We start from the raw sequence: 23864 nt of genomic DNA on the forward strand, positions 1-23864 counted from the left end.
TAACACGGTGTAAAGTGAGAATGTAATCACATTACATTGCTTTTACCCAAGTAACGGTAAGTTACTTGGGTATATTTTGAATAATAATGGTATCAGGAGAATAAATCGCTGTAGTTGAGCCCGGCATATTAACGCCAAGTATAATTACTGCTCTTTGGTATCTATCAAAGCATTAAGCAAGGAAGAAAGCTGGCGGTACTTCTCTTCGCCGAGTTTGGCCTTAAGCTGAATGTACTGGGCTTCGATTAGCGGGCGCAGATCATCGACCAGTGCTTTTGCTTTTTGCGTGAGGTGGATAAAGTACTTGCGGCCGTCATTGGCTGATTTCTTGCGCTGTACATAGCCCATTTTCTCAAGGCGGTTCACAATCCCAGTCAGGCTAGGACCTAGAATGCAGCATTCGCGGGACAGGGTGGAGAAATCGATTTCACCAAGCGTATCGAGCACCCGCATCACACGCCATTGCTGCTCGGTGATTTCATTGTCCGCCAAGATAGGGCGGAAGTAATCCATGGATACATCCCTTGCGCGTATCAGCTGCAGGGGTAGCGAGTCTTCGTACTTAGTCACAATATAACCTTCTAGCCGTTACCGTGTTGTCGCAAATTATTATTTGTTTCAGACACATATTCACAATATAAATCAAAGTACCGAAAAGAAATAGCTGTATTTTGATCTTATATATTACTTTGGATATCGCCAAGTTATGTAAAAAATGCGGGCTTGCTGCTAGGCAACGAGCCCGCCGTGAATGCACCCGCTAGGCGTACAAGATGCTCGGTAAAAACAGTACGATAGCTGGCATCAACACGATGAGCGCCAGTCGTACCATGTCTGCCACCCAGAATGGGAATACTCCCTTGAAGATGGTGGCGGTGTTTATATCCTTGATGATACCGGACAATACAAAAACGTTGAGTCCGACCGGTGGGGTGATCAAGCTGATTTCGGTGACCACTACCACCACGATGCCGAACCAGATTGGGTCGAAGCCAAGCTCAACCACTACCGGGAAGAAAATCGGCACAGTCAGCAGCATCATCGACATACTTTCGAATACGCAGCCAAGAATGATGTAGATTAATATGATCAGGCCCAGCGCCATCATCGGGGACACGTTAACGGCTTGGATCATTTCAATCAGTGCTGTCGGCAATCCGGCCCGGTTAATGAAATTGGACAATATCAGGGCGCTGATCACGACTGCAAACAATGACGCCGACGTTTTGGCGGTATCAACCAGAATGTCGCGCAAGATGGCATAGTTGAGCTGGCGGCGATAGGCAGCCAAGGCAAAGGCCCCTGTTGCACCGATCCCGGCCGCTTCGGTTGGGGTAAAGGCGCCGATATAAATCCCACCCATTACCAGCACAAACAATGAAATGGTCGACATGATCCCCTTAAGGGCGATAAAGCGGCCTTTCCAGCCGACGCGTTCACCCGGAGGGGCGCTTTCTGGGTTGCGGAAAACCACCCATTGCACGGCCATCAGGTAAAGGACGATACCGATTAATCCCGGAATGAAACCAGCGGCGAATAGCTCGCGGATACTGCTTTCTGTGAGCAGGCCGTAGATCACCAGCATCACGCTAGGTGGGATCAAAATGCCCAAGGTACCGCCGGCAGCGATAGAGGCCGCAGCCAGCCCGTCGGAATAGCCGAATTTACGCATTGGCGGCATGGCGACTTTCGACATGGTTGCCGAGGTGGCCAAGCTAGATCCACAGATTGCCGAGAAGCCGCCGCAAGCCAAGATAGTCGACATCGACAGCCCACCCTTACGGTGTCCGACAAAGGCGTTACAGGCACGGTAGAGCTCGTTAGAGAGTCCAGCCCTTGTCACCAAGTTACCCATCAGGATAAACAGCGGGATCACCGACAGGCTGTAGTCCTGACCGGTATCGATAATGCGGCGGGCGGCCATCGACATCGCCGCGTTCCAGTTGTAGTCATTGATGTACCAAAAGCCGAGGAAACCCACCACACCCATGGCAAAAGCCAGTGGCAAGCGAAGGAAGACAAGGGCAATCAGAACCGTAAAGCCAATAATTGATTCAATCATTTAAACCCCCTTGCTCTCGGTGTTAAGTGGCTGGGCTTTGGATGAAGGCGAGAACAGTGTCTTGCCATAGACCAGGGCATTGAAGAAAGTCAGTAAGCCGCCGACAAAGCCGGTAATAGAAATCAGGTAAGTGACATAGCCAAGAGGCAACTCAAGAATTTCCGTGACCTCATCATACTCCATAGAGCGGCCAGCCAGTTTCCAGTTCATCATGGCAACCAGAACCAGCGAGCAGGAGCAGATCAGGTTGATCACCACCTGGCGCAGACCCACCCATCGTTTAGGGAATACGTTGTCGAGCAAGTCGACGCAGATGTTTTCTTCCTGCCACGACACCAATGGAAAGGCCATGAACACCATGACTGCCAGTAATACCTCGATCATCTCGGTAGAGCCAATCAGCGGGCTGCTGAAGAAGAAGCGCCCGACGACATCGACAAAGGTGATCACCATCATTAGCATCAGGCTGAGAGCGGCAAGGGCCTCCAACCCTCGCCGAATCGCCTGAGAAAGTCTTGAGCAACTCATAGCTTACAGTCCTTGTTCAAGCTCTTTATAGAAGTAGTTGTAGGCCGCTTCGCCGTCTATCTTGCGTTGCTTGGCCGATTTGTACCATTTGTTCACCAACGGCTCGGTGGATTTTTTCAGGTCGGCAATCATCTCCGGTGTCGCTGGAGTAAAGGTGTGGCCATTAGCGATACCGGCTTCGTAACCGACGTTGTCCATGTCATCCCACATCTTGCCGAACAGACGAGAGAGTTTTTCACCCGAGACGTTGCGGATCGCTTCCTGATCGGCTTTCGATAAGCCTGAAAGGGTGTCGCGGTTCATCACGATGGCAAAGCTACCGCGGAAGATCCCGCCCGGGTAAACCGTGGTGTTGTCAGCAACTTCGGCGAGGCGGAAAGAAGCAAGGGATTCATAAGGCAGATAGGTGCCGTCGACCACGCCTTGCGAAATAGACTCATACACCTTGGTGGTTGGCGTAAACACCGGTGTCACCTTCATGTCTTTGGCAATATCAGAGATAACGCCGCCACCGACACGCAGCTTTTTGCCTTTGATATCGTCCAGTGAGCCCACTGGCCCTTTGGTGATCAACTGGCCTGGGCCATTAACGCTCAGTGCCAGTACTTCAACACCGCGGTGCTCGCGGCCTTTGCTTAGGTAGGCTTCGTAGGTGCGCCAGTAGGCTTGGGAGATCAGCTCTGAGCTGGCGTAGTCTGAAAAAGTTGGGATCTCAGGCAGCTGGGTAAGCTTGAAGCGTCCTGCCTTGTGGCCATGGTAAATCCAGGTGACTTCACCGATGCCGTCGGTCACAACATCAATCTGGGTTTGCGGTGGGGCAAGGTCATACTCCACTTTTACGGTCACGCGGCCTTCAGTGGCCTCTTCAACCCATTCCCCCCACGTTGGCCAAACAACTTTGTTGATACCGTGGTTTGGCGAACCCCAAGTACTGATCTTGATTGTTTTTTCAGGGGCTGCTTGTACGGCATAAGTGGAAAACATCATTAGTGCAGCGGTAGTCATGGAGGCAATTTTGGTTACACGCATAACAGGATTCCTTTAGTTATGGATGATGAGTAGTGCTCACTGGGTGAGTCGTTATTGGACTTTAGTTAACATATTAACTAATTCGCCAGAAAGCAAAGGGGTTGTTAATGAAGTGTGTTAATTTCCTGTTGCTTTGTTAACTGGATCAATGATTCGAAAATAAAATCACTCCCGAAATTATTTTCTGACTTGTTTGATTAATGACCAGTCTGTAAATACCTCCTACAAATGTGATCTTTCCGGCAAATTGAATGTAACTAGATTTGCGTGACAAATGATTAAATGTCCATTTTCGAGTTTAAGCATTTGATTTATATTGATTTTTCTCTGGTTTCATTGAATTGCTGGACATTAGTTAATATATTAACTAATGTATTTAACATGTTAATTAGTTACTAATTGCTTTCCCTGACAGCATGACCGTGGACGAGGGACGTTGGCAATCAGTCAGCCAGAAAAAAGGAATGCGAAATGTTAACGGAAGATCAAATTCATGTAGCGGCAGAGCGGTTATATAAAGCCGAGAAAGGAAGGGAGCAGATCCCGGCACTAACCCTAGACTACCCAGAGATGAGTATGGATGACGCCTACCGTATCCAGAGCCGTTGGGTAGAACGAAAAATCCGTGAAGGGGCCGAAGTAAAAGGTTACAAAATTGGCCTGACATCGCGGGCAATGCAGATGGCAGTGAATATTGACCAGCCAGATTATGGCGTACTGCTTGATGATATGTTTTTTCCTGACGGTGCCCAAATTCCCGCAGATGACTTTCTCGACCCGCGTATTGAAGTAGAGCTGGCCTTTATTCTTAAGGACAAGCTCGAAGGCGACAACATTACTATTTTCGATGTGCTCAATGCCACTGATTATGTGGTACCTGCGCTGGAGCTGATTGCTGCCCGCTGCCACCGTACCGACCCTCAGTCCGGTTATACCCGCAAGGTGTACGACACCATTGCCGATAATGCAGCCAATGCCGGCATTATTCTTGGCGGCCGTCCTATCAAGCCTACCGAGCTCGATTTGCGCTGGGCTGGCGCCATGCTTTACCTCAATGGCCAAATCGAAGAAACCGGCCTAGCCGCTGGTGTATTAGGCCATCCTGCCAATGGGATCTGCTGGGTGTGCAAGCGTTTTGCGCCGCACGGTGTTTCGCTAGAACCTGGGCAGGTGATCCTGGCGGGCTCCTTTACCCGTCCGGTGGCGGTGAAAGCGGGTGACAGTGTTCATGCTGACTTCGGCCCGCTCGGTGGCATCTCGGTCAAGTTCGTCTAGGGGGCAGTACGCTAATGACTCATCAACTACCTACAAACGTATTCAAGCAAGCCCTCACCCAAGAGGCACCGTTATGGGGGCTGTGGCTTGGTCTGCCCGATACCAGCTGCGCGGAAATTTGCGGCGGCAGTGGATTCGACTGGGTATTGATCGATGGCGAGCATGCCTCGTTCGACCTAACTGGGATCAAATATCACCTGCAGGCGCTGGCGCCACATCCGACGTCGGCCATTGTACGGGCTGAAGACGGTAATCCGACACTGCTAAAACGTTTGTTGGATATCGGTGCCCAGACCTTGTTGGTGCCTATGGTTAACGACGCTGAACAAGCCAAACAGGCGGTGCAGTCGGTGTATTACCCCCCTATAGGACAGCGCGGTATCGGCAGCGCCTTGGCAAGGGCATCACAGTGGAACCGGATCCCTAACTACTTGCACCAGGCCAATGAAGAGATCTGTCTGCTGGTGCAGGTAGAAACGGCCGAGGCGATTGAGAATATTGAGGCGATTGCCGCCGTCGAGGGGATTGATGGCGTCTTTATCGGGCCGTCGGATCTTAGCGGCTCGATGGGGCATATCGGCAACCCGGGGCATCCGGATGTCGTCGCCGCTATTGACCATGCCATTGAGGTGATCAACCGCGCGGGTAAAGCGGTGGGGATCTTGTCACTGAACCCGACCCTGGCCAAAGGATATGTCGAACAAGGGGTGAAGTTCATCGGTGCTGGGGTAGACACCTTGTTGTTGCGTCAGGGCGCAGAAGGGCTAGCAAAAAAATTGAAAGATAAGGACAGCGACAGCGACACCAATATCAAGACCGAAGCGGCTGCTGTTGCCAACGTGTATTAAGAATCGCGGGGTTGAAAGGAAGATGATGGAAAAGATGTTTAAAGGCAAAGTGGTGTGTGTCGCGCTCAATGACAGCGAGCAACGCCAAGTCATGGCGGAAGCATTCAATGAACCGCCTTACAAGGCACCACCAACACAGCCTGTGCTGTATTTCAAACCAAGGAATACTTGGAACAACGAATCTGAAGCGGTCGCATGGCCAGCTGATAGCGATGAGTTTGTGGTTGGCGCCAGCCTGGCGGTCATTATCGGCCAGACTTGCTGCCGAGTGTCTGAGCAACAGGCGCTGGAGTATGTCGAAGGTGTCGCCCTGCTGCATGACTTCTCTTTGCCGGAAACCAGTTACTACCGTCCGGATATCAAGGGCAAGTGTTTGGATGGCTCGGCAACCTTGTCATCCCCCGTCACCCTTTCCGATGTCGGCGAGCTATCAGATTTGGTGGTCACAACCATGGTCAATGGCCAGCCAGCACAGCAACTGCCTATCTCCCGCCTCTACTGGGACGTCCCGGCATTGCTGGAGCGAATTTCTCACATCATGACATTGGAAGCCGGCGATATCATCGCTGTCGGCTTTGCTGGTGAGCGTATTGCATTACAGCCCTATGACAAGGTGTCATCAAGCCTGGGCCAGTCAATCAGTTTACAAAACACAGTGGGAGGCCAGTACGCATGAAGCGCGCCAGAGTGGAATACAAAGGAAAAGTGTTGGATGTCATCGTCAATTTTAAAGGCGAACTGGTAACGGCAAGTGGCGAGGTACTGCCTTCCCAAGCAGTGAAATGGTTATGTCCGGTGGAGAACCCGGGGACGATTTTTGCCCTTGGGCTGAACTATGCCGACCATGCTTCGGAGCTGGCGTTTGAGCCACCGAAAGAGCCGTTGGTATTCCTAAAGGGCGGCAATACCCTGACGGGTCATCAGCAGCCTTCCTACCGCCCGGACGATATCGAGTTCATGCATTATGAATGTGAGCTGGTGGCTGTTATTGGCAAAAGCGGTAAGAACATCAAGCGCGAAGAAGCGCTGGAGTATGTCGCGGGCTATACCATCTGCAACGACTATGCAATCCGTGATTACCTTGAGAACTACTACCGCCCGAACCTAAGGGTGAAGAGCCGCGATTCCCTATGCCCTATCGGCCCTTGGATTGTCGACACGGACGATATCGCCGATGTGAGCAATCTGGCACTGGAAACCCGGGTGAATGGTGAGCTGACCCAGCAGGGTACGACTGCCGATATGATTTTCGATATTCCGTTTTTGATTGAGTACCTCAGCAGCTTTATGACGCTAAACGAAGGGGATCTGATTGCCACCGGTACACCGAAAGGGCTGAAGGATATCCAGCCGGGTGATGTGGTGAGCTGCTCAATTGAGGGGATCGGCACGCTGGAAAACCCAGTGCTGTCAGAGAAAGCCTTCTACGGCGAACTGACTGACTAGCCTGTTACCCATTCCAATTAAAAGATTTAGGGAAGAAAACTATGACTCAGCAACTCGATACCAATATCAACAAGGCCAACAGCTATTTGGCGCGCTTTCAGAATCAAACCCTGGGCCACTATATCAATGGTGAATGGACACTGGGCTCGGAAGGGGAGACGTTTGATAACCTGACCCCAACCGACAATACCTCGCTGGGCAAAGTGGTCAAAGGCTCGGCAGAAGATGTTAACCAAGCCTGTTTGGCTGCCGAGAAAGCGTTTACTGAGTGGGCGGCGATCTCCGGTGCCGAGCGCCGCAAGATCCTGCACAGGCTGGCCGATAAAATCGAAGAGCGCGCCGAGGAAATCGCGTTGGTTGAATCCATGGACTGCGGCCAGCCGCTGCGCTTTATGCGCCAGGCCGCGGTACGTGGTGCGGCTAACTTCCGCTTCTTTGCTGATAAATCGCCTGAGGCGAAAAATGGCCTGTCATTGCACCAAGACAACCATACCAACTACACCATCCGTACCCCGATTGGCCCTGTAGGCGTGATCACGCCGTGGAATACCCCATTCATGCTTTCGACCTGGAAGATTGCCCCAGCGCTGGCGGCCGGCTGTACCGTGGTTCACAAACCGGCGGAGTTCAGCCCATTGACTGCGGCCATTTTGGCCGAGTGTGCCGAAGAAGCTGGCTTGCCAGCCGGTGTGTGGAATATGGTCAATGGTTTCGGTGAGGTGGCAGGCAAGGCACTGACCGAACACAAGGCGATCAAAGCCGTCGCGTTTGTTGGCGAGACCGTCACCGGTTCGATGATCCAGGCCCAAGGTGCACCGACACTCAAGCGTGTGCACTTTGAGCTGGGCGGCAAGAACCCGGTTATTGTGTTTGACGATGCTGATTTCGAGCGTGCACTGGATGCGGTGGTCTTTATGATTTACAGCCTCAATGGCCAGCGTTGCACCAGCTCCAGCCGCTTGCTGATCCAATCTGGTATCAAGCCAAAATTCATCGAAGCCCTCAAGCAGCGTGTCGAGAACCTGCAAGTCGGCCACCCGCTGGATCCGCAAACCGAAGTCGGCCCGCTGGTACACCAATCTCATTACAACAAGGTATTGAGCTACATGGATTTTGCCGAACAGGACGGGGCAACGATCGCTGTTGGTGGTCGCGCACTGCCTGAGTTAGGTAACGGTAACTACCTGACGCCGACCTTGTTTACCGAAGCGGACAACACCATGCGTGTGGCCAAGGAAGAAATTTTTGGCCCGGTGCTGACGGCTATCGAGTTCGACACGGAAGAGCAGGCGCTGCATATTGCCAATGATACCGATTATGGCCTGTCAGGCTATATCTGGACCCGCGATACCGGCCGGGCAATGCGTATGGCGACCCATGTGGAAGCGGGGATGATCTGGGTGAACTCGGAAAACAACCGCAACCTGCCGTCGCCGTTTGGTGGGGTGAAAATGTCGGGTGTCGGCCGTGATGGTGGTGACTGGAGCTTTGATTTCTATATGGAAACCAAAAACATCTGCATTGCCCACGATACCCATAACGTGCCTTCTTTAGGTAAGTAAGCGGCTAGGTAAACCGCTGATAAGGGTACCTCTGCCTGGCTAGGTGCCGGGGCCCTTGAGCTAGAGGAGAAGGAAAATGCCTCATTTCATCATGGAATACTCAGCGAATCTGGAGCAAGACGTTGATATTCCTGCCTTGATGCGAGTGATCCACCGCGAGGCCATTGACACTGGCGTGTTCCCCAAAGGCGGGATCCGTACCCGGGCAATCCGTTGTGATCATGTACTGATCGCCGACGAAGACCCAGAAAATAGCTTTATTCATTTGACCGCCAAAGTGGGTGTCGGGCGGGATATAGAGACCTTGAAGGCAGCCGCCGACCGGGTGTTCGAGGTGTTTACCCAATTTCTTGCCCCGACCTTTGAAAAGCGCTATTTGAGTGTCGGTTTTGAGATGACCGAGCTGCATCCGGTGCTCAATTACCGCAAAAACAATATTCACCAGAAACTGGCGAAGCAAGGACAGTAGCCATGGGACAGGCTTGGGCGCACTTCCAGTATGTCTTCTCCACCATCATGCCAGTGTTCCTGATGATCGGGCTGGGCTATCTCGCGTTCCGCCGCGGGATCTTGCCGCAGAACGGACACAAGGCGCTGGCAGCCTTTGTGTTCAATTTCGGCTTGCCGGCTGCCATCTTTAGCGCCTTGAGCACCAAATCCCTCGGGGAGGTGTGGCATACCGACTATATCCTGGCTTACACCCTGGGGTCGCTGGTGGCATTCGGCCTGGTATTTATCTATGCCGTATGGATGTTGCGCCGGACAACGGTAGAGAGTGTGGTGCTCGGGCTTGGCGGGAGTTTCTCCAATAGCTTGCTTATTGGCTTTCCGATCATTTTTTTCCTGTTTGATACCCCGGCGTTGATCCCTTTCTCCCTGACCTTGATTGTCGAGAACCTGATCATGCTGCCTTTGCTGCTGGGTTTGGCCGATATGGCGGATAACGACAGCGGTACCAACCTCAAGGGGAAAATGAAGGAAACCGCACTGAATCTGGCAAAGAACCCGATTGTACTGTCGATTGTCTTGGGTCTGGCGTGCTCGGCGATGTCACTGCACCCACCACAGGCGGCTGAGCGCATCATTGATATGCTCGCTAGTACTGTAACTGGCGTGGCGCTGTTCACGATTGGTGGCGGCTTGGTTGGTGTGAGTGTGTCGGGGATGAAGCGGGAGATAGGTACCGTGATGATTGCCAAGCTGCTGATCCACCCTCTGTCGATTTTGGTCATGCTAATGCTGGTGTTCCAGCTTGATCCGATGATGAGTTCGGTCGGGGTGATTTTGGCCAGTGTGCCGATGTTCGGCGTGTATGCCGTGATCGGTCAGCGTTACCAGATGGGGGGCTTGTGCTCGGCGGTACTGTTGCCGACCACCTTGTTGGGTATGCTGACGGTGAGCGCGTTTACTACCCTGACTCTGTTACTGTTTTAACTAAATACCTGAAGCCTAATACCTGAAACCAATACCTGAAATCTAATACCTGAAATCCAATAACTGAAACTGACGTCCGCTATCTGGCAGGATGTGATTGAGAAAAGGAATTTATTATGGGCAAACTCTGTGTTGCAGCAAAAATTACTCACGTACCGACCATGATTATGTCCGAGCAGCCGGGTAAGCTGCACGGTTGCCGCAAGGCGGCCATTGATGGACACAAGCAGATTGCCCAGCTCGCCAAGGATCTTGATGTCGATACTATTGTGGTGCTCGATACCCACTGGCTGGTCAATGCAGGTTATCACGTCAATGCCAATGAACAATTCAAAGGTAACTACACCAGCCACGAATTCCCGCATTTCATCCAGAATCTGGAATACCAATACTACGGTAATGCCGAGCTCGGCAATCGTATTGCGGATAAGGCGACCGATAAAGGCGTCTTTACTCTTTCTCACCAAGTCGAGTCGTTGGATCTTGAATACGGCACCTTGGTACCGATGCGCTACATGAACGAGGACAGCCATTTCAAGGTGGTATCGGTTGCGGCATGGTGCTCGGTACACAGCATTGAGTCATCCCGCCTTCTTGGTGAAGCGATCCGCGAAGCGATTGAAGAGAGTGACAGCCGGGTCATGCTGCTGGCCTCGGGCTCTCTGTCCCACCGCATCTGGGATAACGATGACTATGCCGCCAACAATGGCACCTTCACCATTTCCAAAGAGTTTAACCGACAGGTTGATTTGAGGGTGTTGGATCTGTGGCAGAGCCGCGACTACAAAACCTTCTTGGAGATGTTGCCTGACTACGCGGCGTTGTGTTCCGGGGAAGGGGGGATGCATGATACCGCGATGTTGTTTGGCGCGTTAGGCTGGGACAAGTATGAGGGTAAGGCGGAAATCATTACCGAGTACTTCCCGAGCTCCGGCACCGGGCAGGTCAATGTGTTGTTTGAGGTGACGGAATAATGGGGGAGCAGATGGATTTGAATAAAACGGCGCTGTTCAAACAGCAAGGTTATATTGGCGGTGAATGGACTAACGCCCTAGACGGTAAGACAACGGCGATTACCAACCCATCAACCCAAGAAGTGATCGGCCATGTGCCTTACATGGGCGAGAAAGAGGCTGCGCAGTGTGTCGATATCGCCCAGCAGGCGTTCGAACAGTGGAAGCAGACCACGGCCGATCACCGCTCGGTGATCCTACGTCGTTGGTATGATTTGATTGTTGAAAATACCGAGGACTTGGCGAAGATACTAACTACCGAGCAAGGCAAGCCTTTTGCCGAAGCCAAGGGAGAAATCGCCTATGCCGCCAGCTTTGTGCTGTGGTACAGCGAAGAAGCCAAGCGCGCCTATGGTGAGGTGATCCCGAGCCATAAAACCGATGGCAAAATCGTGGTGACCAAAGAGCCGATCGGTGTGGTCGCGGCTATTACCCCTTGGAACTTCCCTGCCGCGATGATCACCCGCAAGTGCGCGCCGGCCTTTGCCGCAGGTTGCGCGGTGATACTAAAACCGGCACCGGAAACCCCGTTTACTGCCTTGGCATTGGCGGAATTAGCACAGCAGGCGGGTTTACCTGCCGGGTTGCTCAATGTGATCACCGGCGATGCGGTGGCTATCGGTGGCGTGCTGACCGCGCACAAGAAGGTGCGCAAAGTCTCTTTCACCGGCTCGACTAATGTTGGCAAGATTTTGATGAGTCAGTCGGCAGCCTCTATTAAGAAAATGGGGCTGGAGCTTGGTGGCAATGCGCCGTTTATTGTCTTTGACGATGCCGATATCGACGCTGCGGTTGATGGCGCTATGATTGCCAAGTTCCGCAATGCCGGCCAGACCTGCGTTTGTGCTAATCGCATCTTCGTTCATGATGCAGTCTATGATGAGTTTGCCGAAAAGCTGGCTGCTCGTGTTGCTAACCTCAATGTCGGTGATGGCTTTGCCGAAGGGGTTGAAATCGGCCCGATGATCAATAGCGGCGCGGTTGAGAAAGTGCGTACCCATATTGATGATGCCCTCGCCAAAGGCGCGAAAGTGCTGTGCGGCAATCTCGCCGAACAAAAGGGGCAGTTTGTCCAACCGCATGTCATGGTCGATGTGACTGACGAGATGCTGGTGGCGAGCGAAGAAACCTTTGGGCCGCTGGCGCCGTTATTCCGCTTTAAATCAGAACAAGAAGTGGTTGAGCGTGCCAACAATACCGACTCTGGTTTGGCTGCTTACCTCTATACACGTTCACTAGGCCGTGCCTGGCGGGTCGGCGACGCGCTGGAAAGCGGCATGGTCGGTATCAATGAAGGCTTGATTTCCACGGCAGCAGCACCTTTCGGCGGGGTTAAAGAGTCCGGCCTTGGCCGCGAAGGCTCCCGCCATGGTATGGAAGACTACCTAGAGATGAAATATCTGTTTATGGGAGGGTTGGAATAGTTATGTATTACATCTTGCTCGAAAGCGGTGAGCTGCTCTTGCTGTGAGTCAACCTCTGAATTAACAACACCACGAACAGGTGACTGTCCGTGGTGTTTTTGTATGGGTCTTAATTTGATGTAAAGAATCAAGCTTGTTGGATAGCGTGATTATTTTTATTAGTTAATTTTTTCACATACCGTTCTTTCCAGCTCGACGTCATACATTTCTAGCAGCTTTATATAAGCGCCACTTTGGCACATTTCCTTGAGTTTTTTGTTGAATGCATCTTTGACCGCCTTGTCTTTGAAGCTGGCTTTGAATTCCGTCACTGGTGGGAACAGGCTGTGGTATTCGACATTGTCGATAGATTGCTTCATTGCCTTGCTGAAGAATTCGAAAATACTACGGTCGATAACAATGACTTGCTTGTCAGCTTTCCAGAACTGGGCCACTTGGTCGGCTTGATCGCCGAACTCATGGTAGTTGGAACGGTATTCGGAGCCCGGTGAGAAAAGCGTTTTGAATTCGTCACCCAGTTCAAGGTAGGCGTTCTGCCAGGTCAGTACCGGGTGAGTTTTGAGATCATCGATAGTATCAATCGCAAGCGCATCATTTTTCTTGCTGATGGCGAAGTTAACGAAGGTAACAAGGTGGTCGGAATAGTAAATCTCACCGCCATCGACCAACACACCAATCGCGACATCGGCTTTTTTGTCCTGGACAGCATTTTGCACATCACTCAGTGGCATTTGGACAAATTCGAGCTCGTATCCTTCCAGTGCTTGCCTGACAATATCTACTTCGAGCCCTTCACTACCATTGCCCATGACATAAGGAGGCATATCTGTGGATATGGCTACAGTCAGTTTGCCCTGCTCGGCGTGAAGGTGGACAACGGCAAATAGGACTGCACTGTAAATAGCCAGCCGCAAGGGGATCAGATAGCGAGGCTTTGGTTTGGCATTGATCATTGTGAAAGACCTCAGGCAGCAAAATGACAAGGGTCTTTCAAGTGTAACAGCAGAGGAAAAACCTGCTGGTCATAGACTGCTGTTGTTGCAAATTCGGACAGTTTTGCCTCCCGTGTTTGCTATTTTGGCGACAGACATTACTGCGATTGATTGGGTATTTTGCAAAGGTTTATTCATATGTGTGACCAATGCAATTGAAGCAAAAGGCAAAAATGGCAAACTCCAGCCAACAGCATAGTTATCTATATCTTTGTATATTCGAGCCCGCTTTGAGAGCCCATCATGTCACTAGAAGAAATTCAGAAAAAAATGCATAACGGCGAAGTTTATTTTTCGAATGAGCAGGCGCTGGTCGATGAACAGACCCAGTGCCTTGAGTTGTTGTATGACTATAACCAAACCCGCCCGTCAGAGGTGAAAAAGCGCGAAGAAATACTGCAAAGCTTCTTCGCCGAAATGGGCGAAGATTGTAATTTTGAGCCGCCGCTGCGGGCTAACTGGGGTAGGCACACCCATGTTGGTAAGCAAGTGTATGCCAACTTTAATCTTACCCTGGTTGATGACACCACTATCCGGATTGGTGACTATGTCATGATTGCGCCTAACGTTACCATTGCTACTGCAGGCCATCCGATTGAGCCTTCTTTGCGAAAGAAAGTCGGGCAGTTCAACATGCCTGTCACCATTGGCAACAATGTGTGGATTGGCGCTAATTCGGTGGTATTGCCGGGCGTGACCATTGGTGACAACAGCGTGATTGGCGCAGGCAGTGTGGTGACCAAAGATATCCCGGCCAATGTGGTTGCGGTGGGCAACCCTTGTAAAGTGATGCGGGAAATTGGTGAGCGAGACAGGCAGTGTTACTTCAAAGAGCGCCAGTTTAGCGCGGAAGTCAGAGCCTTGATCGAGCCGTAAGGCGGCCGTTTCAGAAAGCGACCGTGAATAAAAAAGGCAGTGGAAAACCACTGCCTTTTTAAATGTTTTTTAGCCAATTGGACTTAAGCAACGACGTTCGCCACTTCTTTGACTAGCACAGCCAGTTCGTCCCAGCGCTCTTCTTCAATCAGGTTACCCGGAACCATCCACGTACCGCCACAAGCGAAAACAGATTTCACTGATAGGTAATCTTTAACATTGCTTGGGCTCACGCCGCCAGTAGGCATGAAGCTAACTGGGTAAACGGCAGTCATTGCTTTTAGCATGTTCACACCGCCTGAAGGCTCCGCCGGGAAGAACTTCAGGGTATCAAGACCCAGTTCCATCGCCTGCTCAACCATGCTTGGGTTGTTCACGCCAGGGATGATTGGCATTTCACGCTGCTGACAGTATTTCACGGTAGTTGGGTTGAAGCCTGGGCTCACGATGAAATCAACACCGGCATCGATAGCTTGGTCAACTTGCTCAGCATTCAGCACAGTACCTGCACCAATGAGCATCTCAGGGAAGGCATCACGCATGTTGCGGATAGCTTGCGCCGCCGCTTCTGTACGGAAAGTTACCTCGGCGCAAGGCAGGCCGTTCTCAGACAGTACCTGAGCCAGTTTTACTGCTTTATCTGCATCTTTGATAGCAATTACAGGGATAACTTTCAGCTCGGCCATACGAGCATTTAACGTTGTCATGATGTCTTCCTTAATTCGAATTGAATAACACAGGCATTGCTGTGGCTGGAATAATGGCACCCTGATGCTGGATCACGGTACTCGCTAATAGATGGGCATTCTTTGCCGCTTGTTCTGTATTACCACCGGTAAGGCGTGTTGCCAAGTAACCTGCGCTGAAAGAGTCGCCCGCCGCTGTAGTATCGACAACATTGTCGACTTTGGTGGCGGCCACTGACGTGCAACCTTCGGCTGTGACCACTAGGCAGTCTTCGGCACCGCGCTTGATCACGATTTCACCTACGCCATTTTGCTGGGTGCGGGCGATACAGTCTTCTACAGAGTGCTCGCCATAGAGCATGATTTCATCATCAAAGGTCAGTAGGGCGATATCGGTCAGCGATAGCATAGTTTGGTAGTGCTTGGCGGCGATGTCGGCACTTTGCCATAGGCGAGGGCGGTAGTTATTGTCGAAAACAATCTTGCTGCCTTGGGCTTTGCAGGCTTTGAGCACTTCGAAAAGACGCTCGAGGGCTGTCTCAGGCAAGATCGCCAGGCTGATCCCGCTCAGATAAATCATTTCAAAACGGCTGAGCTTTTCGATCAAGGCTTGGGTGTCGATATTATCCAGCCAGTAACGTGCCGCTGCATCGTTGCGCCAGTAATGGAAGGTGCGCTCGCCGGTATTGTCAGTTTCAATCAGGTACAAACCTGGGTTCTTCTCTTCCAACTGGAAAACAAACTCAGTATTGATGTGTTCTTGTTGCCAGGCGTCAAGCATGTCGCGGCTGAAGCTGTCAGTACCTAGGCCGGTCACATAGCTTGTCTCAACACCATATTGATGGGTGAGACGGGAAAGGTAGAGTGCGGTATTGAGCGTATCACCACCAAAACTCTGTTTGATGAGCTCGCCCTTGCGCTGTAGCTCGACCATACACTCTCCGATCACAGCGACATGTTTTAAAGACATAAAAAAACCCTCAATATTGGTTACTGAGGGTATTTTCAACAATAAAAATACGCAAGTCAATAAAAATGAAATTGCGTTTCTATTTTTTATGGGTAATTGTGAAATCCAAGCTGTTCCGAGACTTTTCGGCTGGCATTTTGCAGCAGTTCGACATAGTAGGACTTGCGTTTTTCATCGAAACGAATAGTTGGCAACGAAATTGACAGTCCGGCAATGACATTGCCGAAGCGGTCAAAGACCGGTGCCGCCAAACAGCGTAGGCCGGGCTCCTGCTCTTCGTTATCTTCAGCGAATGCTTGCTCTTTGACTGTTTTCAATTCGCTCAGGAGTTGGTCGATGTTCTCAAGGGTCTTATCGGTGTGCTTGATAAAATTAACATCTTTCAGGGCGTTTCGGGTGAACTCTTCACTACGGTAGGCCAGCAGAACTTTGCCGATAGCGGTACTGTAGAGCGGGTTGCGGCGACCAATGCGCGATTGCATACGCAGGTTGTAGCCGGAGTCTATTTTATGGATATAAATGATGGCATTTTCATCCAGCGCGCCAAGGTGAAGGGCTTCGTTGGTTTGCTGTGAGATAAGTTGCATCTCTTTATCGCACAAATCGATGAGATCAACATGCTCAAGCGAAGTGGCACCCAGTTCGAACAGTTTTAGCGTCAGGGCATACTTATCAGTTTCGCCTTCTTGAGATACATACCCGAGCATTTTCATTGTCTGCAAAAAGCGATATACAGTGCTCTTTGACATCATCAGGCGCTGCGATAGTTCAGTGACACCAATTTCTTTTTGTTCGCCAAGCGCTTGTAGGATCCCGAACACCTTCATCACCGATGAGACGGCTTCAGGTTGTTTTGTTGACTCCATCAAAAATTCCTTTCTATCTAATTCGTTTTGTCACCATTATACGACTTAACATTTTTTGTATCTATTTTTATAAAAACCTTTTTCATAAAATATGAATCAGCGCGGAATGCCCCCATTTTTGTGATGTGCGTCAACTCTGATGATTTAAAAATAAAACGGCTTTTCAAAAAACTTGATGTGGGTTTTCGGTGTTGCTATAGTTGCACCACATCAACGGGAACACCAATTTCTTGTTCGGGGTCTGACGACCGCGGACACACATCGAGGAAACGACATGATTTTGAATACATTCAACCTAGAAGGTAAGGTTGCCATCGTAACAGGCTGTGACACCGGTCTTGGTCAGGGTATGGCATTGGGTTTGGCTCAAGCTGGTTGTAACATCGTGGGTGTTAACATTGTTGAACCAACTGAAACGATTGAAAAAATCAAAGAGACTGGTCGTGAGTTCCTTGATATCCGCGCTAACCTGATGAAGACGGATGACATCGCAAGCATCGTTGATCAAGCCGTTACAAAATTCGGCAAAATCGATATTCTGGTAAACAACGCCGGGATCATTCGTCGTGAAGATGCGATCAACTTCAGCGAATCTGACTGGGATGATGTTATGAACATCAACATCAAGTCTGTGTTCTTCATGTCTCAGGCTGTTGCTAAGCAGTTCATTGCTCAGGGTCACGGTGGCAAGATTGTAAATATTGCATCTATGCTTTCATTCCAGGGCGGTATCCGCGTACCTTCATACACTGCGTCTAAGAGCGGTGTAATGGGCGTAACTCGTCTGATGGCTAACGAGTGGGCGAAGCACAACATCAACGTGAACGCGATTGCACCAGGCTACATGGCGACCAACAATACGGCTCAGCTACGTGCTGACGAGAACCGTAATGCTGAAATCCTAGAGCGCATTCCAGCGGATCGCTGGGGTGAGCCTTCAGATCTAGCAGGACCGTGTGTATTCCTAGCCTCTGATGCGGCTTCATACGTAAACGGCTACACACTGGCTGTAGATGGCGGCTGGCTAGCTCGCTAATTTCAACGGTATCTGATAGCGGCTGCACCTGTACGGGGGCGGCCGTTTTTTCGTATTTGATAAGCAATGTTTTTTGATGACTAACTTTGTGTTTTATGACTAAGAGAGGGCTGGACATTGTTCGGTGAAATATCTTTGGCCCAGGCGCTGGGCTTTGTCAGTTTCGCCTTGGGAATTGCGGCGTTTTACCAAAAAGATGATAAGAAGCTAAAAGTGGTGATGGTGGTATTCAACATCAACCACATGGTTCACTTTTTCTTGCTCGGTGCCGTTACCGCAGGTTTCAGCGCGCTGCTTTCGGCTTTCCGTACCGCCTTGTCGGTCAAGTTTCAATCCAAGCTGCTCGCCTATTTCTTTATTGGCTGTAACTTAGCGGTTGGCTTCTACCTAGCGGAGCAGTGGCTGGATTTACTCCCCATCGCAGGAGCCTGTATCGGCACCTACGCGCTATTCTGCCTCGAAGGTATAAAGATGCGTCTGGCGTTCTTGGCTGGGGCTTTGTGCTGGCTCAGCAACAATATCGTGGTGGGCTCGATTGGCGGCACCTTGCTTGAAGCCACATTACTGAGTGTGAATGTCATAACTATGCTGAGACTATATCGCCAGCAACGGGTAGCGGTTGCGTAGCTACTTTTTGTCTTTACGTATTAGGGGTCTGTTGGAGCACATGAAGTAGTGATGACGACTTCATGTGCTGTGCTGAGGTTGAGATGGGTTAGTTTGCTGACGGTAGATGTTTCTTTACAAATGCAACGACGCTTGGCACATACTTCTGTGTATCAAATATAGGGGCGCTGTGGCCGACTCCTTCTTCGATGTATAGTTGGTTATCAATGCCATGCTCATCCAACAATGTTTTCATCATTATACTTTGTTCTAAAGGGACTTGTTTGTCCAAGTCGCCATGCAACATGATAAAAGCCGGCGACTCTTCGTTGATGTAGCTTGTTGGCGATGCTTGCTTTGCCAGTTCAGGATCATGACTTGGGATCGTGCCAAGGAAACGGGAAACCGATGCGCGCTCTGTCGTTGGTCGGTTGCCCTTATTGCCAAGTGCTAGCAAATCCGTTGGACCAAAGAAGCTCACTACAGCATTGACCTTATAATTGGGTTTTTCGTAGAAGTCGATATCACCATGGGTATTTGTTGCACCAATTAAATTGGCAAGGTGGCCACCGGCAGAACGACCCATTACGATCAGGTTATCAGCAGCCAGGTTGTATCTATCAGCATGTTGATGAAGGTAGTTGATCGCATCATTGATATCAGACACTGGAGCCGGGAAGCTGGCTTCACCACTTAACCGGTAACTAACCGCCGCCAGTGCATAGCCTTCGCCGATCATTGAGTTGAGCAGCAAAGGGTTTTTTAAGGGGATATCATCCTTACTTCCTCGCTTCCAAGCACCTCCGTGTACCCAAATCAGCAGAGGCCGTTTGGTATCCGTTGTTGCCTCTGGCATGTATAAATCAAGCTTTAGCGCTTTATCATCGAGTTGCTTGAAAACGATATCTTTCTCAAGGGTGTAGCTTGCACTTGCCGTGAAGCAGGCAAGCCCGAGGGCTGAGAGTAAAACCAGTTTTAATAGTTTCTTCATTGTGTCTTTTTCCGTAATTGGCAAAGCCCCTGACTGTGCAAACAGGGGCCGTACCAATAAAGTGTTGACTATTATAGTTAGAATGTCGTCTCGAGGCCGACCCAGTATCGACGACCATCTTCTACATATCCGTACTCATCGTAAGTGGTCTCTTGGTCAAACAAGTTGTAGATGCCTGCCATTAGCTTCACGTTATTATTGACCTGCCAGCTGCCGCCAAAATCAACATAGGTGATCGCTGGGGCAAGGTTATTTCTTGAATCTTTGGTGATCGTGTCATTTTCGTCACTGCGGTAGGAAACACGCAGCCAGGAATTGACAGTATCGTTGACCATCCAGTTTGTATTCACTGATACAAGGTGTTCAGGCATTTGTGTTAATGGTTGGCCTTTATCTTCACCAGACTGCTTCTCACTGTAGGTATAGGTATAGGTGGCGGCGACGTTGACCGTATCGGTAATATCTCTTGAAACTGCGGTTTCTGCACCGTAGGTAATCGCATCTTCAATATTGGCATAGGTGGCGTCACAGGCTCGGCCGGTACAACCACTATCAATATTCACTTTCTCGATTTTGTCTTTGAAATCGTTGTAGAACACGGTCACGCTAGAGCTAAGGCTATCGTTGCCGGCGAAGTAAATACCCATTTCGGTATTAACTGACGTTTCTGGTTTCAAGTCCGAATTGCCGTAGACATAGCAGCTACCGCTACAGCTTTCTTGAACCCAGCCTTCTTCCATTTCTGTCAGGCTCGGTGCACGATATCCGGTTGAAACACCACCTTTTACTGTCCAGTTATAGTCAACCATCCACACCCCATACAAACGAGGGCTGAAATGGGAGCTGAATTGATCGTTATCGTCGTAGCGAAGGCCTGCTGTAAGGGCGAATGAGTCTGTCATATACCATTCGTTTTCAGCGAAAACCGACCATTGGGAGTTCTTGAAGATAAACGACGCATTGTCGAGCTCTTGTTTCTCATACGCCACCCCGATGGTGAGGTAGTGATTGCTAAGAGGCAATGACCATTGGCTGTTGAGGTTGGTATTTTCTACCTCAAGCTTGCGGCCGACGTTCTCAACTATTTCTTGGCTGATGTAAGAAGAGCCAGAGCCCCAGTTGTAGTTACCTGAATGGGCCAAACCGAAAGACTCACGCCTGTTTTGTGTTTCAGCGGTGGATGGCCTCGATTTGCCAGAGGTATTCACGCGTTCTTGGTCGTGGTAGGTGTAGTCAACCGTAAACGTATCTTCTGTCGTCGGCGTTAAATGTATTGAAGCGCGGTAGTTGTCTAGTTGCTTGCCACCGTTAGCATAGAGAATGTCATCTTCTTTGCGCTCTTGGTATAGGCCTGTCAGAGAAGCGCTCAGTAATCCGTCAATCAAGGGGCCCGCTAAGTAAAGTTCACCTTGGTAGTGGTTACCTGATTGGGAATTCTCTTGAAGCGTCGCTTCAGCCCGCAGGCTGCCATGCCACTCTTGATAATCCTTGCGGGTAATAATGTTGATCACACCACCAATGGCATCAGAGCCGTATAGTGTTGACATCGGGCCACGTACAATTTCGATACGTTCTATGGCATTCAGAGGTGGTAGCCAATCCTGCTCAAAACCCCCTCCGCTACTGACTTGGGTTTCACGGCCTGATTGCTTGCGGCCATCGACAAGGATTGCCGTGTATTCTGAGGGCATACCGCGAAGTGATATCTCTTGGCGAGACCCGCCACCTGTTACGACTACGCCGGATTGGTCACGCAGAGCATCGGTGAGATCTTTGTAAGAGCGGTTCTCGATCTGCTCGCGGCTGATGACACTGATAGATGCTGGGGCATCTGTTACTGATTGCTCGTAGCCAGCTGCGGTAACGACCATGGTTTCCATTACGCTGGTATCTGGGGTTGTTGAAGTGTCCTGAGCTAGGATAGGGGTTGATAGAGCGGTACCTAACCCACAGGCAAGCATTGCCAAAGGGTGACGAGCGAAAGGAATAGACGGCATAAATACTATGTTCTGGCTTTAATTGATAATCGTTATCAATTAAATAGGTAATGACAATCAGTCGCAACAAGAACAGTATTTAGTAGCCCGAATGCCACTATCCCTATATTGAATAGTGGGGGTCAGGCTGTAGTGTGCTCTGCGGTGAATAACTCTTTGAAAACCGCTCGGATCCATTTACACATTGGATCATCATGGAACCGCTTATGCCAATAGAGATATACAGATTCGAAATGCAGCTTCAACTCTTCGGGCACTTCTTTTACCGTTAACCTCTCATCGCGGCACGCTTCTAGTGCATAAGGTGTAGGAAGATGGAATATTATATCGGTTGCAGCGGCGATATTAGGAGCTGAGCTGAAATGGCTTAACTGTACAGGTATAGACAAACGGTTTTTCTTATCTACCAGACCGAGCTCAATAAATTTATGCTCAAAAGACAGGGTTTTTTCTCCCTGCAATGAGATTTGGCCAAAGTGGCAGTTTAGTAACTTATCTGCAGTCAGTGTTTCATCAGCAAGAGGGTGCTCTCGGCCCATCAGTAGTTTGAATCCCCGACTGGCCACTGCCATGCGATAGAGGTTTTGATCTGAATATTCAGGCTGATGGGAAGATAAGACAAAATGTACATCACCAGATATAAGCGCTTCAAAGTGCCTTTGAGCTGTGGTATCGACACTTACCACCATATGCGGTGCTCGTTGACGGATCGCATTAATAACGCTCGGCATTAGCGTATTAACTTGAGGTTGAAGCCCAAAAAAGCGCACTGTACTCGTATCGTTTTGTGGCTTAAAAGACTGTTTGTGAACCAGCATTTCAAGGCTATTAATCACCAAGTTGATATCTTGCTTGATACTCTCTGCTTTGGGGGTGAGCTCATAGCCGGTATTGGTTCTTACCAACAATTCGTCAGAGAAAAAAACGCGCATCTTTTGTAATGCACGGCTTACTGAAGATTGGCTAATGTTCATCCCGTGAGCAGTGTTAGAGACATGCTTTTCTTCGAGCAAGTGTTTTAGGATTAGTAGTGAGTTGATATCGACTTGGGATAAATCCATGCTTCGACTCTAAAGTAATATGGCGTTGTGAGTATAGGAGGCTTTCCTTGCAGGTAGGGATAGTAACCTAAACTTCACTTTCTTATCTACAGTTTATAAGAGTGCCTGAAAATCAATAGTCCAAGACGACAAAGGCTCCGAGCATGCTCGGAGCCTTTTCAAATTCCATAACCGTAATGTTAACTGGCTACAGTAATATTACTTCTCTAGTACAGACAGTACGTAGTCTTTGATCGTTTCGTCTTGGCAGCTTGCGAAGAAGCACTCTTGGAACTGCTTGCTGCCAACTGCTGTTTTAACTAGCTCTTGGTCGATAGCGCGCAGACCTTCTACGACATCTTTAGATACAGCCGCTTTTACGTCGTTAAGGATTGCAGCGTTTGCTTGCTGAGGAGCCGCACGCTCAATTGGGTAACCTTCGCCACGCTTGCCAGTAAAGGCTTTTTCGAAGATGTAGCGTACGTTTAGCTCACCCGCCCAGCCAAAACCTTTCGCGAATGCTAGAGAGATAGCATTACCGTTGTTGATTTGGTTGAATAGGAATGCGTCAGATGGCTCTAGGCAGTAACCACAAACAACACCAGGGTGTAGGTTGCTAGACATCAATGCGCCTTGGCCTGTACCACAACCAGTTACAACGAAATCAACAGCTTTAGAGTTAAGAAGGATGCTCGCCATGATACCTAGGTGGATGTACGTTAGGTGGTGGTCGTTTTCATCTTTCATGCCAACGTTGAAAACGTCGTGGCCAAGGCCACCTGCAACGTTGTTTAGTTCAGCTGCAACCATAGCGTTCTTAGGCGCCTGGCTGTTTTCCATCATAAGTGCGATTTTCATAACAATATCTCTCTGTCGTTGATGTGCTGATTATATGTGATGGCTTGAAAAATGAAAAGCCTTTTCAAAAAAATAAAAATTAACCTCTTTGTTTGTGGTACTGGTTGGCAGAGCGTGGTTGCCGTGGTCTATTGCTGCTGGATTCTGGTGTAAATATAGCGGAGAAAGCTAAAGAAAAGCTATAGACATGCAGGCTTGGTAATTAAGATTCTGTTTTGTTAAACATTTTTTGCGGATGACTAAACGCGGTGTGGTGAGGTGAAGATGTGTTTGTTGAGGTGGGCGGCTAATGGCTGCGTTTTTTTGTGAAACATGGTTTCATTTA

At 49.8% G+C, this 23864-nt stretch carries 25 protein-coding genes; 13 read left to right on the top strand and 12 right to left on the bottom strand.

All coding sequences use genetic code 11. From position 1 onward, the window contains the following. Positions 1-144: 144 nt before the first annotated feature. The 4 genes from hpaR to ACXAGQ_RS23250 all read right to left on the bottom strand — a co-directional run bounded on the left by hpaR (position 145) and on the right by ACXAGQ_RS23250 (position 3619). Positions 145-570, bottom strand: a complete 426-nt coding sequence (gene hpaR, locus ACXAGQ_RS23235) for a homoprotocatechuate degradation operon regulator HpaR (RefSeq protein WP_475257147.1) — start codon at positions 568-570, stop codon at positions 145-147. Between the two features lie 190 nt (positions 571-760). Continuing rightward, positions 761-2062 carry a TRAP transporter large permease gene (locus ACXAGQ_RS23240; protein WP_475257148.1) on the bottom strand — a complete coding sequence of 434 codons (1302 nt, stop codon included), beginning with the start codon at positions 2060-2062 and terminating at the stop codon, positions 761-763. After that, positions 2063-2590: a TRAP transporter small permease gene (locus ACXAGQ_RS23245; protein ID WP_475257150.1), complete on the bottom strand. Its 528-nt coding sequence runs from the start codon at positions 2588-2590 to the stop codon at positions 2063-2065. Positions 2591-2593: 3 nt separating this feature from the next. Further along, positions 2594-3619: a TRAP transporter substrate-binding protein gene (locus tag ACXAGQ_RS23250; RefSeq protein ID WP_475244426.1), complete on the bottom strand. Its 1026-nt coding sequence runs from the start codon at positions 3617-3619 to the stop codon at positions 2594-2596. A gap of 471 nt (positions 3620-4090) precedes the next feature. On the opposite strand from ACXAGQ_RS23250, the gene hpaH reads away from it, so the two are divergent. From hpaH to ACXAGQ_RS23295, 9 genes are all read left to right on the top strand, one after another. Then, complete coding sequence (gene hpaH, locus ACXAGQ_RS23255) at positions 4091-4894, top strand: 2-oxo-hept-4-ene-1,7-dioate hydratase (RefSeq protein ID WP_475244427.1); 804 nt, start codon at positions 4091-4093, stop codon at positions 4892-4894. Between the two features lie 14 nt (positions 4895-4908). Then, entirely contained in the window at positions 4909-5742 is an 834-nt protein-coding gene (gene hpaI, locus ACXAGQ_RS23260) for a 4-hydroxy-2-oxoheptanedioate aldolase (RefSeq protein WP_475257151.1), read from the top strand. 25 nt (positions 5743-5767) lie between these two features. After that, complete coding sequence (locus tag ACXAGQ_RS23265) at positions 5768-6418, top strand: fumarylacetoacetate hydrolase family protein (protein ID WP_475257153.1); 651 nt, start codon at positions 5768-5770, stop codon at positions 6416-6418. After that, on the top strand, positions 6415-7188 hold the full coding sequence (locus tag ACXAGQ_RS23270) for a fumarylacetoacetate hydrolase family protein (RefSeq protein WP_475257155.1): 774 nt from the start codon (positions 6415-6417) through the stop codon (positions 7186-7188). Before ACXAGQ_RS23265 ends, ACXAGQ_RS23270 begins: the two co-directional genes overlap by 4 nt. Positions 7189-7229: 41 nt before the next feature. Continuing rightward, positions 7230-8750: a 5-carboxymethyl-2-hydroxymuconate semialdehyde dehydrogenase gene (gene hpaE, locus ACXAGQ_RS23275; protein WP_475257156.1), complete on the top strand. Its 1521-nt coding sequence runs from the start codon at positions 7230-7232 to the stop codon at positions 8748-8750. 76 nt (positions 8751-8826) lie between these two features. Beyond that, entirely contained in the window at positions 8827-9219 is a 393-nt protein-coding gene (locus ACXAGQ_RS23280; RefSeq protein ID WP_475244432.1) for a 5-carboxymethyl-2-hydroxymuconate Delta-isomerase, read from the top strand. 2 nt (positions 9220-9221) lie between these two features. Next, complete coding sequence (locus ACXAGQ_RS23285) at positions 9222-10184, top strand: AEC family transporter (protein ID WP_475257157.1); 963 nt, start codon at positions 9222-9224, stop codon at positions 10182-10184. A 116-nt stretch (positions 10185-10300) separates the two neighbouring features. Further along, complete coding sequence (gene hpaD / locus ACXAGQ_RS23290) at positions 10301-11158, top strand: 3,4-dihydroxyphenylacetate 2,3-dioxygenase (RefSeq protein ID WP_475257158.1); 858 nt, start codon at positions 10301-10303, stop codon at positions 11156-11158. 11 nt (positions 11159-11169) lie between these two features. After that, positions 11170-12621, top strand: coding sequence for an NAD-dependent succinate-semialdehyde dehydrogenase (locus tag ACXAGQ_RS23295; protein WP_475257160.1), 1452 nt, complete (start codon positions 11170-11172; stop codon positions 12619-12621). 158 nt (positions 12622-12779) lie between these two features. On the opposite strand, the gene ACXAGQ_RS23300 is transcribed toward ACXAGQ_RS23295, so the two are convergent. Beyond that, positions 12780-13574 (bottom strand): substrate-binding periplasmic protein, encoded by a 795-nt coding sequence (locus tag ACXAGQ_RS23300; protein WP_475257161.1) that lies wholly within the window; start codon positions 13572-13574, stop codon positions 12780-12782. Between ACXAGQ_RS23300 and ACXAGQ_RS23305 the strand changes: the two genes are divergently transcribed. Next, the gene (locus tag ACXAGQ_RS23305; protein ID WP_475257163.1) at positions 13561-13812 is read left to right on the top strand and encodes a hypothetical protein; all 252 of its coding nucleotides are present in this window, start codon (positions 13561-13563) and stop codon (positions 13810-13812) included. The two genes, ACXAGQ_RS23300 and ACXAGQ_RS23305, sit on opposite strands and share 14 nt — an antisense overlap. A 44-nt stretch (positions 13813-13856) precedes the next feature. Beyond that, positions 13857-14489 carry a sugar O-acetyltransferase gene (locus tag ACXAGQ_RS23310; RefSeq protein ID WP_475257164.1) on the top strand — a complete coding sequence of 211 codons (633 nt, stop codon included), beginning with the start codon at positions 13857-13859 and terminating at the stop codon, positions 14487-14489. Positions 14490-14572: 83 nt separating this feature from the next. Here ACXAGQ_RS23310 and ACXAGQ_RS23315 read toward each other — a convergent pair whose 3' ends face one another. From ACXAGQ_RS23315 to kdgR, 3 genes are all read right to left on the bottom strand, one after another. Further along, positions 14573-15196: a bifunctional 4-hydroxy-2-oxoglutarate aldolase/2-dehydro-3-deoxy-phosphogluconate aldolase gene (locus ACXAGQ_RS23315; RefSeq protein WP_475257165.1), complete on the bottom strand. Its 624-nt coding sequence runs from the start codon at positions 15194-15196 to the stop codon at positions 14573-14575. A gap of 10 nt (positions 15197-15206) precedes the next feature. Further along, positions 15207-16145: a 2-dehydro-3-deoxygluconokinase gene (kdgK, locus tag ACXAGQ_RS23320; protein WP_475257167.1), complete on the bottom strand. Its 939-nt coding sequence runs from the start codon at positions 16143-16145 to the stop codon at positions 15207-15209. An 86-nt stretch (positions 16146-16231) separates the two neighbouring features. Then, positions 16232-17011: a DNA-binding transcriptional regulator KdgR gene (kdgR, locus tag ACXAGQ_RS23325; RefSeq protein WP_317522768.1), complete on the bottom strand. Its 780-nt coding sequence runs from the start codon at positions 17009-17011 to the stop codon at positions 16232-16234. Between the two features lie 274 nt (positions 17012-17285). Here kdgR and kduD point away from each other — a divergent pair, with 274 nt between their 5' ends. Continuing rightward, on the top strand, positions 17286-18047 hold the full coding sequence (gene kduD / locus ACXAGQ_RS23330; protein WP_317522769.1) for a 2-dehydro-3-deoxy-D-gluconate 5-dehydrogenase KduD: 762 nt from the start codon (positions 17286-17288) through the stop codon (positions 18045-18047). A gap of 117 nt (positions 18048-18164) precedes the next feature. After that, positions 18165-18674 carry a YgjV family protein gene (locus ACXAGQ_RS23335; protein WP_475257168.1) on the top strand — a complete coding sequence of 170 codons (510 nt, stop codon included), beginning with the start codon at positions 18165-18167 and terminating at the stop codon, positions 18672-18674. An 88-nt stretch (positions 18675-18762) separates the two neighbouring features. Here ACXAGQ_RS23335 and ACXAGQ_RS23340 read toward each other — a convergent pair whose 3' ends face one another. From ACXAGQ_RS23340 to ACXAGQ_RS23355, 4 genes are all read right to left on the bottom strand, one after another. Then, positions 18763-19644: an alpha/beta hydrolase fold domain-containing protein gene (locus tag ACXAGQ_RS23340; protein WP_475257169.1), complete on the bottom strand. Its 882-nt coding sequence runs from the start codon at positions 19642-19644 to the stop codon at positions 18763-18765. A gap of 77 nt (positions 19645-19721) precedes the next feature. Further along, complete coding sequence (locus tag ACXAGQ_RS23345; RefSeq protein WP_475257170.1) at positions 19722-21641, bottom strand: TonB-dependent receptor domain-containing protein; 1920 nt, start codon at positions 21639-21641, stop codon at positions 19722-19724. 122 nt (positions 21642-21763) lie between these two features. Further along, a complete protein-coding gene (locus ACXAGQ_RS23350; protein ID WP_475257171.1) occupies positions 21764-22702 on the bottom strand; it encodes a LysR family transcriptional regulator in 939 nt (312 codons plus the stop codon). Positions 22703-22900: 198 nt separating this feature from the next. Beyond that, on the bottom strand, positions 22901-23539 hold the full coding sequence (locus ACXAGQ_RS23355) for an RpiB/LacA/LacB family sugar-phosphate isomerase (protein ID WP_475257172.1): 639 nt from the start codon (positions 23537-23539) through the stop codon (positions 22901-22903). Positions 23540-23864: the final 325 nt, after the last annotated feature.

This window comes from Photobacterium sp. ABD4_091 (assembly GCF_056160145.1).